At 38.2% G+C, this 9,915-nt stretch carries 9 protein-coding genes, 1 tRNA gene and 1 pseudogene; 1 reads left to right on the top strand and 10 read right to left on the bottom strand.

Annotated features, from left to right (window positions below):
* From ACYVQZ_RS05865 to gap, 7 genes are all read right to left on the bottom strand, one after another.
* Complete coding sequence (locus ACYVQZ_RS05865; protein ID WP_461240471.1) at nt 1-753, bottom strand: alpha/beta hydrolase; 753 nt, start codon at nt 751-753, stop codon at nt 1-3.
* A 67-nt stretch (nt 754-820) separates the two neighbouring features.
* Entirely contained in the window at nt 821-1,060 is a 240-nt protein-coding gene (gene secG, locus ACYVQZ_RS05870) for a preprotein translocase subunit SecG (RefSeq protein ID WP_461240472.1), read from the bottom strand.
* Nucleotides 1,061-1,128: 68 nt separating this feature from the next.
* Nucleotides 1,129-2,676: a ClC family H(+)/Cl(-) exchange transporter gene (locus ACYVQZ_RS05875; protein ID WP_461240473.1), complete on the bottom strand. Its 1,548-nt coding sequence runs from the start codon at nt 2,674-2,676 to the stop codon at nt 1,129-1,131.
* Between the two features lie 230 nt (nt 2,677-2,906).
* Complete coding sequence (gene eno, locus ACYVQZ_RS05880; protein WP_461240474.1) at nt 2,907-4,232, bottom strand: phosphopyruvate hydratase; 1,326 nt, start codon at nt 4,230-4,232, stop codon at nt 2,907-2,909.
* A gap of 81 nt (nt 4,233-4,313) precedes the next feature.
* Nucleotides 4,314-5,069, bottom strand: coding sequence for a triose-phosphate isomerase (gene tpiA / locus ACYVQZ_RS05885; protein ID WP_461240475.1), 756 nt, complete (start codon nt 5,067-5,069; stop codon nt 4,314-4,316).
* 118 nt (nt 5,070-5,187) lie between these two features.
* Nucleotides 5,188-6,390: a phosphoglycerate kinase gene (locus ACYVQZ_RS05890; RefSeq protein WP_461240476.1), complete on the bottom strand. Its 1,203-nt coding sequence runs from the start codon at nt 6,388-6,390 to the stop codon at nt 5,188-5,190.
* Nucleotides 6,391-6,478: 88 nt separating this feature from the next.
* Entirely contained in the window at nt 6,479-7,495 is a 1,017-nt protein-coding gene (gap, locus tag ACYVQZ_RS05895; protein ID WP_461240477.1) for a type I glyceraldehyde-3-phosphate dehydrogenase, read from the bottom strand.
* 300 nt (nt 7,496-7,795) lie between these two features.
* Between gap and ACYVQZ_RS05900 the strand changes: the two genes are divergently transcribed.
* Nucleotides 7,796-7,867, top strand: a tRNA-Arg gene (locus ACYVQZ_RS05900).
* Nucleotides 7,868-8,056: 189 nt separating this feature from the next.
* On the opposite strand, the gene ACYVQZ_RS05905 is transcribed toward ACYVQZ_RS05900, so the two are convergent.
* The 3 genes and pseudogenes from ACYVQZ_RS05905 to ACYVQZ_RS05915 form a co-directional block, all read right to left on the bottom strand.
* Nucleotides 8,057-9,256 (bottom strand): hypothetical protein, encoded by a 1,200-nt coding sequence (locus ACYVQZ_RS05905; RefSeq protein ID WP_461240478.1) that lies wholly within the window; start codon nt 9,254-9,256, stop codon nt 8,057-8,059.
* A gap of 138 nt (nt 9,257-9,394) precedes the next feature.
* The gene (locus tag ACYVQZ_RS05910; RefSeq protein WP_461240479.1) at nt 9,395-9,658 is read right to left on the bottom strand and encodes an HNH endonuclease; all 264 of its coding nucleotides are present in this window, start codon (nt 9,656-9,658) and stop codon (nt 9,395-9,397) included.
* Nucleotides 9,659-9,797: 139 nt separating this feature from the next.
* Nucleotides 9,798-9,915, bottom strand: a pseudogene (locus ACYVQZ_RS05915) (IS5/IS1182 family transposase); the annotation flags it as partial.

Here is a 9,915-nt window from a genome sequence, read left to right on the forward strand (position 1 = left end):
TCAGTTAAAAATATTTTCTAAATAGTTGGCAACATCTTCTTCTAATTGTCGATGTGCTTTATTAACGGTAATTACGTGTGAAGCACCTTCGTAAAAATGGTAATCCACGACTTGACCATTTTGTTCCAAGGTTTGCTTTAACCGCTCACCTGAATCAGAACTAATCATTTCATCTGCCCCACCTTGGCCAATAAAAAATGGTGTTTTAATTTGCCCTAATTGTTGAGCTACTTCCGTCGTATATTGATTAATATCTTTTAAGTGGTCATTAATATGTTGTTTTAGCCAATCTAAATCCATCTCTTTTTGGGCCGGTGCCACTTGTTGCTGATCATAAACTGCAGCTGCCATCTTGGGAAATTCGGTTGGCACGTTTGTTTTGCCAATACTAATGATTGGCGAACTAAAGACGCCACCGCCTAACAGTCGTTGATCATTTTCTAAAGCTTTGGTGGCAAAAATACCACCGAGCGACAATCCAAAAATTGTGATTTTCTGATAGCCATGCGCTAAGACATGTTCAATGGCGTCTTGCGTATCTTGCCACCATTTTTCTGGTGATCCTTCCAGCAAGATATCCTTAGGTTCGGCAGTTGCATGACCAGTAAAAATGGGCGCATAGACGGTGTAATCTAATTTTTCTAAGAAACGCGCTAATAAGCGCATATCGTTACTATTACTAGCAAACGCGTGCAATAAAATGACTGCGTTTGGGCCGTGCTCAAAGAAAAATGGGGTTGGCTTTCTCAACATTTTAATCACTTACTTTCTAATCGATATTAAAAAGCCTCCTGTCACTAACAGGAGGTTAATAGTTAATTTAATGTGATGATAAATAGACTAACGCGAGTGCTAGGATGAAGAATATCGCACCAAAAATGGTGGTTGCAATTTGCATCACGGCTTCAAATCCACGTGCCTTACGACGTGAAAATAAATCTCCTGCACCACCAGTTAATGCTGACATTGCATCGTTATTGTCTTTTGCTGGTTGCATCATGACGCACGCAATCAGAATAACACACACTATTAAAAATAATGTTAATAATAAATTATACAAGGAAACGTCCTCCTACGATATTACCCGTTACAAATCTAGTACATTGTATCATATCATAATATTTGATACTAGTCTTTTGTAACTGAATTATTTGCTGAAGCCGCTTGCCTAATCTGTTTCATAATTTGTTTAGCACGTTCTTGTGGCAGTGAAATCATCAACGTATCGCCTGCCTGCAAAATTGTATCACCATGCGGCAATAGTTGCTTATCCCCTCGTTCAATGGCATAAACTAACATATTTTTGGGCCAACTATAATCTCTAATCTGGATGCCATCTAATTCGGAATCGGCAAAAATAGAAACGGACAAAACATCTAGTTTGTCATGAGTAATAACTGGTTGCCGTTGAATCATTTTGTTTAACAGAGCTTCATAAATAGGAGCACCATTAAGCTGGTCTACAACCAAATATGCCACAATCGACACAAGTGCCAATGGCATTAAGTGGCCTAACGAGCCAACCATCTCAGTAATCAGTAAGATAGCTGTAAAGGGTGCTTTACCAATACCCGCAAAATAACCTGCCATAGCGTAAATAATAAAATTAGCCACAAATTGAGGTGCTAATAAATGTAAGACCACCAAACTTTGGGCAAACAGGCCACCAATCACGGCCCCGATTGTTAGGATTGGGAGAAAAATACCCCCAGGCAATCCTGAACCATAACTAATCATGGAAAAAACAAAACGCAGTAGCAAAAGACCAGCTAACATGGTTACAGATAAACGAATACCAGAAAGCGTCACGATAATGCCATTTCCACCACCCAGAATCTGTGGGAAATACCAACCAATCGGGATGACTAGTAAAAAAGGCACCATTGGATAGAGTGATTGCGGAACTCGATGAAGAACACCGTACATTTTTGGCAAATTTAACAACGTGATTTGGTATAGGCGACCTAACAACCCAAGCACAATGCCTAACAAAATGAGATAGCCGTATTGTTGCAGCGGTAACGTTTGCGTATAAGCAATGTGTAAAACTGGCGTTAAACCAAAAAAAGTTAGTGATACAAAATTAGACATCATTGCACTGACTAATGCTGATAGCCAAATTAGAGGCGAAAAATTATGGTAGACTTCTTCCAAAATAAACATCGTGCTCGCAATTGGCGCATTAAATGCGGCCGACAATCCTGCCGCAGCTCCCGTCGCAATCGAGACTCGCGTATGGACGATGTCGTCACGCTTAAAACTTGAAAAACCTTGGCCTACAGCGGCACCTAATTGAATTGAAGGTCCTTCTCTACCTAGAAACAGGCCAGAGCCAATTGACAAAACACCACCAATAAATTTTTGCCATAGAACAGGCCACCATTTTGCATGATACGAACCGCCTAGCTGTCCTTCGACTTGTGGAATTCCAGAACCTTTGATGTCTGGATTATGGGTGATTAATTTTCCTAACCCATAGGCCAGCAACAAACTACCTAAAATCCACTCGGGTAAATATTGTGGTGCAGTGTGCAGCCATTGGTAACATTTTTGCACGACCACCAACCCATATTGAATTAATAAGCGGAAAGTGCTGACGACAATACCGGTAAATAACCCGATGATAAGGCCACGCACGACTTGGGTCCATTTTGAATTATCTAATTTAATCTTCATCTTAATACTCCGTTAGTTATGTTAGTTTCAGTTTAGCACAAGAAGAAGGTTGAAAATTTAAATTTATGTCATAGAAAAAGCATTTTGCAATGACTTTTCAATTTTATGACTACATTGGTTGCGAAAACCAACTTCCTCCGGTTAATCCAAATAAAAAAGCAGTCACAAGTTCTGTGACCACCTTTTTGTTTACATTAATTTTCAGAAATTAACCTAATTTCTCTCTACTCTTACTTGTTGACAATATCTTCGCGAGCTTGTTCGCTGAGATTGTAGAATGAGTGGATACCCTTATATTGGGCTACTGTGTCAGTTAATTGATCTTCGATTCTCATCAATTGGTTGTACTTAGCGATACGGTCTGTTCGGCTCATTGAACCTGTTTTGATTTGACCTGCATTTGTTGCCACAACTAAGTCAGCAATTGTTGTATCTTCTGTTTCACCTGAACGGTGAGAAACAATGGCTGTGTAACCAGCTTCTTTAGCCATTTCGATGGCTTCAACAGTTTCAGTCAAAGTACCAATTTGGTTAACTTTGATTAAGATTGAGTTGGCAGCACCCATCTTGATTCCTTTGGCAAGGTAATCAGTGTTCGTTACGAAGAAGTCATCCCCAACAAGTTGAACTTTCTTACCAAGTTCACTTGTAATTGATGCCCAGTCGTCCCAGTTGTTTTCATCAATTGGGTCTTCAACAGAAATGATTGGGTACTTGTCAATAATGCCTTCAAGATACTTAACGAATGCTGGTGTATCAAATTCTTCGCCAGTTGACCAACGAAGCTTGTACTTCTTATCTTCATCATTCCAAAGCTCTGAAGCAGCCACGTCAATTGCAATCGCAATGTCTTTACCTGGCTTGTAGCCAGCTTTTTCAATGGCATTCACAAGGTATTGTAATGGTTCTTCGTTGTTAGCAAAGTCAGGAGCAAACCCACCTTCGTCACCAACAGAAGTTGCTTTACCATCGGCTGCTAAAAGCTTCTTCAAAGTATGGAAAGTTTCTGAACCCATACGAATGGCTTCTTTAATTGAGCTTGCGCCAACAGGCATGATCATAAATTCTTGGAAATCAACTTTGTTATCTGAGTGAGCACCACCATTAATCACGTTCATCATTGGTGTTGGTAACACGTGTGCGTTAAATCCACCAAGATAATTGTAGAGTGGTTGTTCTAATTCATCAGCAGCTGCACGGGCAGCAGCAATTGAAACAGCCAAAATAGCGTTAGCACCCAATTTGCCTTTGTTAGGCGTACCGTCTAATTTGATCATTGCCTTATCAATCGCAACTTGATCTGTAACTTCAAAGCCAACGATTTCTTTAGCAATAATGTCGTTAACATTAGCAACGGCCTTTAAAACACCTTTACCTTCGTAACGGTTTTTATCACCATCACGTAATTCAACGGCTTCATGTTCACCAGTTGAGGCACCAGAAGGCACGATTCCACGGCCTGCGGCTCCTGCTTCGGTATATAATTCAACTTCAACGGTTGGGTTTCCACGTGAATCTAAGACTTCGCGTGCGTAAATATCTGTAATAAGTGACATTGGTTGATTCTCTCCTCTTTGTGTAAGTATTTAGATCACAATTCTTGTTCAATTGTATTATTTTGTGCAAATAAATACAAGTTATTTACCATAGTTTGCTAGTTTAATAAATGACTCTGGATCAAGACTCGCATTCCCAACGAGGACCCCATCAATATTATCTTTAGCCATAATTTCATCAATATTATCAGGTTTCACACTACCACCGTATAAGACACGAATATTATTAGCTAATTCGTCACTATAAACATCGGCAATTGTTTGACGAATTAAATAGCAGCCTTCTTCAGCTTGTTCTGAGCTGGCACTTTGACCCGTGCCAATTGCCCAACTTGGTTCATAAGCCACACTAACATGGGCCATTTGCGTTTCATCTAGGCCTCTTAAATCAGCAATAATCTGGCTAACTACCCAATGAATTTTTTCACCAGTAGCTTTACGACCCATGGTTTCATCACAGCAAATAATTGGATCCAAACCATTTTCAAGTGCACTATGAACTTTTTTATTGATTAATTCATCTGATTCGTGAAAATAAAGCCGTCTTTCTGAATGCCCTAAAATCACGTGACCAACGCCCAGATCTTTTAATGCGGCTGGACTATCTTCGCCAGTATATGCACCAAAGTCTTCATAAAAGCAGTTTTCACCAATAATTTGTAACGGTGTATCCTTTGCCGCCTCGACCATTGATTGTAAAAATAATGACGGTGCAGCAATGCCCGTTTCTACTTTTTTAGGATCTGGTAGATCAGCGCTGACTTGGTGAATAAAATCAACAGCTTCACCAACCACTTTATTCATCTTCCAGTTTCCCACGATAAAGGGCACTCTCATAAATATAGCCTCCTTGAAAAAATCAATTTACATTTCACATTCTACCTAAAGATGAAACTGAAAGCCAATTGTACAAAAAAAACTAGCTAAAATTTAAACAATTTTAGCTAGTTCATTATTATTTATCAGAAATGGCAGCAATACCAGGTAATGTTTTACCTTCTAAGTATTCAAGTGATGCGCCACCACCAGTTGAAATATGTGTCAAACGATCTGCGACACCCAACTGTTGAACGGCGGCAGTTGAATCACCACCACCAACAATGGTTGTTGCATCAGTTAATGTGCCTAAGAATTCACCAATTTCAAGTGTTCCCTTAGCGAAGTTACTCATTTCGAAGACACCCATTGGTCCATTCCAAACCACTGTTTTAGCATCTTTCAGAACATTCTTGAATAATTCAACGGACTTAGGTCCGATATCTAAGGCCATGTAACCATCTGGAATATCGTTTTCGACAATTTGGCTTTCAGAATCGTTGTTAAATTCCTTAGCAACCACTGAGTCAACAGGTAAGACGAGCTTGTCACCTGCTTTGGCCATAATTTCCTTCGCCAGATCAATCTTATCTTCTTCGACTAATGAATTACCAATCTTGATGCCCTTAGCAGCATAAAAAGTATAAGTCATTCCACCACCGATAATAACTTTATCAGCTTTACTGAGTAAGTTATCAATTACACCGATCTTGTCTGATACCTTGGCACCACCAAGAATAGCAACGAATGGATGAGCAGGATCGTCAACTGTGCCGCCGATAAACTTAATTTCTTTTTCCATTAAAAAGCCAGCTGCGGCCTGATCCATATTGGATGCAATACCGACGTTTGACGCATGAGCTCGGTGGGCAGTGCCGAATGCATCATTAATGAACACGTCACCAAGTGAGGCCCAGTACTTGCCTAATTCAGGATCATTACCTGATTCACGCTTAACATATTCCCCATCTTTGACATCTTCATAACGCGTATTTTCCATCACTAAGACATCGCCGTCAGCCATCTTGTTGATTGCTTCTTCTAGTTGTGGTCCTTCAGTTGTAGGGACAAACGTTACTGGTTTGTTAAGCAAGTTTGATAAGCGTTCAGCAACTGGACGCATTGATAAACCTAGCTTGTCTTCTTCTTTTTTAATCCTGCCAAGATGTGAAAGTAAAATGGCCTTTCCACCGTGTTCGATCACATATTTAATGGTTGGTAATGCGGCAACGATACGGTTGTCATTACCGATGACACCATCTTTAATTGGCACATTAAAATCAACGCGCATTAACACTTTTTTGTCTTGTAATTGTAAATCTTCAACCGTCAACTTTGTCATGATTATCCTCCTGGAATCTTCTAAACAAAAAATGAGAGGAGTCATCCTCCCCCCACCTTTGATGAAGCCATTTCAATATTAATTTAAATTATAGTGTGGCAAACTTCAATAATGTACGGATCATGTTGCTAGTAAAACCATATTCATTGTCATACCAAGCAACTGTCTTAACTAATTGAGTATCGCCTGCTGTTGTAACTTCTGTTTGTGAAGGATCAAAGACTGAACCGTGTGTGTTGCCAATGATATCACTTGAAACGATTTCGTCTTCAGTGTAACCATAAGCTTCATTACCGTCAGCAGCCTTCTTCATAGCAGCGTTAATGTCATCAACAGTAACCTTCTTATCAAGAACAGTTACTAATTCAGTCAATGAACCATCAACAACAGCAACACGTTGTGCGTGTCCTTGTAATTTACCATTCAATTCTGGGATAACAAGACCAATAGCCTTGGCTGCACCAGTTGAATGAGGAATTGTATTAACACTTGCTGTACGGTTACTACGCATCTTGCTTCCACGAGGTCCATCAAGGATCATTTGTGTTGAAGTAAAGGCGTGAACTGTTGTCATTGTACCAGCCTTGATACCAAAGTTTTCATTTAAGAAATAAGCCATTGGTGCAAGACAGTTGGTTGTACATGAACCAGCAGAAACAATTGTGTCACTACCATCTAAGATGTCCAAGTTAACACCAGGAACAACTGTCTTAATGTCACCAGCAGGTGCTGAGATCAAGACACGTTTTGCGCCAGCGTCAAGATGTGCTTGTGATTTTTCCTTCGATGTATAGAAACCTGTACATTCAAGAACAAAATCAACACCATCGTTTTTAACCCAAGGAATATTTTGTGCTTCGCGTTCTGCGTAAACTGGGTATTCTTTACCATCAACAACAATACCTTTTTCAGTAGCGCTAACTTCTCCAGGGAATGCACCATGTGTTGAGTCATACTTTAATAAGTAAGCTAACATTGAAGGTGTTGTTAAGTCATTGATTGCGACCACTTGGATATCATTTGAACTTGCGCCTAATTCGTGGATACGACGGAAAGCCAAACGTCCGATACGACCGAAACCGTTAATACCAATTTTGACAGTCATACTGCAATTTCCTCCTTTAGGAAAATAAAATTAATTTTCAAAACGCACTTGTTCATTCTATCACATTTCAAAATTTTTATACAGAAACTGTAAATAAAGATTCCAGAACGTAAACGCAAGCACGCCCACTACGTCTACATATAATAGCGAAAAAAAGTCATTTAGTCTAACAAAATGGCCAACTTTTTTATAAATATGTGAAATACTATTTTATTGAAAACGGTACCATTATTATGCTATCAATTTTTAGCGGCCCTCTTGTTTTTTTGCAAAAAATCGGCTATTATATTTTATTGTTATGCGCCCTTAGTGTAATGGATCGCACGTAAGATTCCGGTTCTTGAAATCCGGGTTCGACTCCCGGGGGGCGCATTTTGTAGCTGTTGAGAACAAAAAAATACAGAATGCTTTAATAACAATGTTTATTGCATTCTGTATTTTTTTGAATTTGGCAAAAATTGTTGTATTTCGGTTATTTCTTTGCACACTTTCTGTATACTTTAATCAGCATAAAATATTTACCTGATCAAAAATTGATTGAAATTCTGTTAGCATTTTTAGTTACTCATCTAAATCCTGATAAATCGTTGAAGTCAGCTCATTATCCTTAGAAGCTTCAGAATCTTTAAATTGATACTTCTTACCCTTTACAAAGTTACCATTAATATAATAACCAGTTGCATTATCAAGAAATACATTTTTATCAGATGAAACTATGTTGTTGTAATTACTGAAGTTGATACTATCTAGATCATCCTTGCTGTAATAAATCACAAAATCCATCTCTTTAAATTTATTACCTTTTGAGTCTATATATGATCCCTTCTGAGCCAGTGCTATCCCATTCTTTGCTAAATCAGATGATTTCGCATATTGAAGTATGTGAACCAAAGTTGTAATTGAACCTGCACCAATGAAATTACCATTGAATGAAAGTCCAGTCGTTGAAATAGTTAGTACATTTTCTTGAAGTGAAACAGATTTGACGTTATCCATTCCTTCTGTCTTAAGATGATTCTTTACAGACTTCGTTGTTGAGTATTTTCCTGGTGATGTTTCCGTCGTCGATGAACTATCTTTTGTTTTATTGTCTGAACTATCTGAATCATCGTCATTCATATAATCCGCCTGTGCTTGACTCATAGTTAGATCAATAGGTTTAAAATGCTCATTCTTCCATTTCTTTGGTAAGTTACTGTCTGTCCAGTCTCCTTTAACAGCTGTTGTTGCAAATACTGCTACTGGGGTTTTTTGACCAACTTTACCGGTACTAGCATTATTTATATTAACGGGATCTGCAGTTACTCTAAATTTGCCATTTTTAACCTTTGCAAATGAGGCCTCTGCAGTAGATTCACCTTCTTGTGAACCATAATTAAAATTGCTTTTTTTTGTGGCGGTCACCATTACTTTAGATTTGTTAGGTGCTTTTGTTGTTCCCTCAATAACCCAATAATGATCTTTATTTTCAGAAACATTCGTTACTTGAGTTGCATACATCTTTCCTTTATCAGTATTTCTTATATTTCTCTTGGTTGAGGACGTGTGATCACTGGTAGAAGATTTATCAAATGTATCTCCCAAGGAACCAAGTACCAAAATAAAAAATATGAAACTTAAGAAAGTTCCTCCAATCATGGCAAACCACATCTTTGCACCCGTAAAGTGTGGCTTATGCTTTTTTCCAAATGACGGTCCAAAAGCTCTATATGTTAAATAAAGGCTTAATAACAACAGTAATAATGTTATAAATAATCCCATTACAAAATCCTCCAAATTCAATATAATTTAGTTCAATAGTCTGTTTGAAAAACTCTCAAATAAACAATTATTAAAACACGTGTTAACAGTTACTACATAACTAAGCAACTAATTAAGTTTTTAACAGGACAGCATTTCCTATTCTTGTTGTTTGATTAGATTTTTTAGTTCTGAAATGGAAAGAATATCATTTTTTCTACGGTGTATCATTCTATGGCAATTAGCACAAACAGGCACCAAATCCGTCTCTGGATTAACAGTGTGTTCTGCCGAATATTTTGATATTGGCTTCACGTGATGAACTTCTATAAAGTTGGAACCTATTTCTCCGTATACTTTTTTAAAATCAAATCCACATACAAGGCATTTATACCCATGTAGCTTTAATGCCTGTCGTCTCAACTTAGGATTTCGTTCATATTGTGTTGAATAAACAACTTTTTTATTACCTTCAATAAAAGTAGTTTTTAAATTTTCGGTCTCTTCGACATCTTTATTATTTTCGGTATCACTCTCAATTTCATTATCGCTAAGAACGTGTTTAGAATCTTTTCAAGAGTATTCGCAGGAAGGCTAAGCTAATCATCATCTTACTGGTGTTCAGCTTTCGCTCACAATTGCGCCAGAGGCGCCGATATTTTCCTAGCCAGCTAAAACTG

It is taken from the genome of Paucilactobacillus salsurae (assembly GCF_054784995.1).

Bases quoted from the DNA above. Each gene is read 5' to 3' on its own strand.
- ACYVQZ_RS05865 (WP_461240471.1), bottom strand. From the start codon at position 753: ATGTTGAGAAAGCCAACCCCATTTTTCTTTGAGCACGGCCCAAACGCA.
- gap (WP_461240477.1), bottom strand. From the start codon at position 7,495: ATGACTGTCAAAATTGGTATTAACGGTTTCGGTCGTATCGGACGTTTG.
- ACYVQZ_RS05890 (WP_461240476.1), bottom strand. From the start codon at position 6,390: ATGACAAAGTTGACGGTTGAAGATTTACAATTACAAGACAAAAAAGTG.
- ACYVQZ_RS05875 (WP_461240473.1), bottom strand. From the start codon at position 2,676: ATGAAGATTAAATTAGATAATTCAAAATGGACCCAAGTCGTGCGTGGC.
- ACYVQZ_RS05905 (WP_461240478.1), bottom strand. From the start codon at position 9,256: ATGGGATTATTTATAACATTATTACTGTTGTTATTAAGCCTTTATTTA.
- eno (WP_461240474.1), bottom strand. From the start codon at position 4,232: ATGTCACTTATTACAGATATTTACGCACGCGAAGTCTTAGATTCACGT.
- tpiA (WP_461240475.1), bottom strand. From the start codon at position 5,069: ATGAGAGTGCCCTTTATCGTGGGAAACTGGAAGATGAATAAAGTGGTT.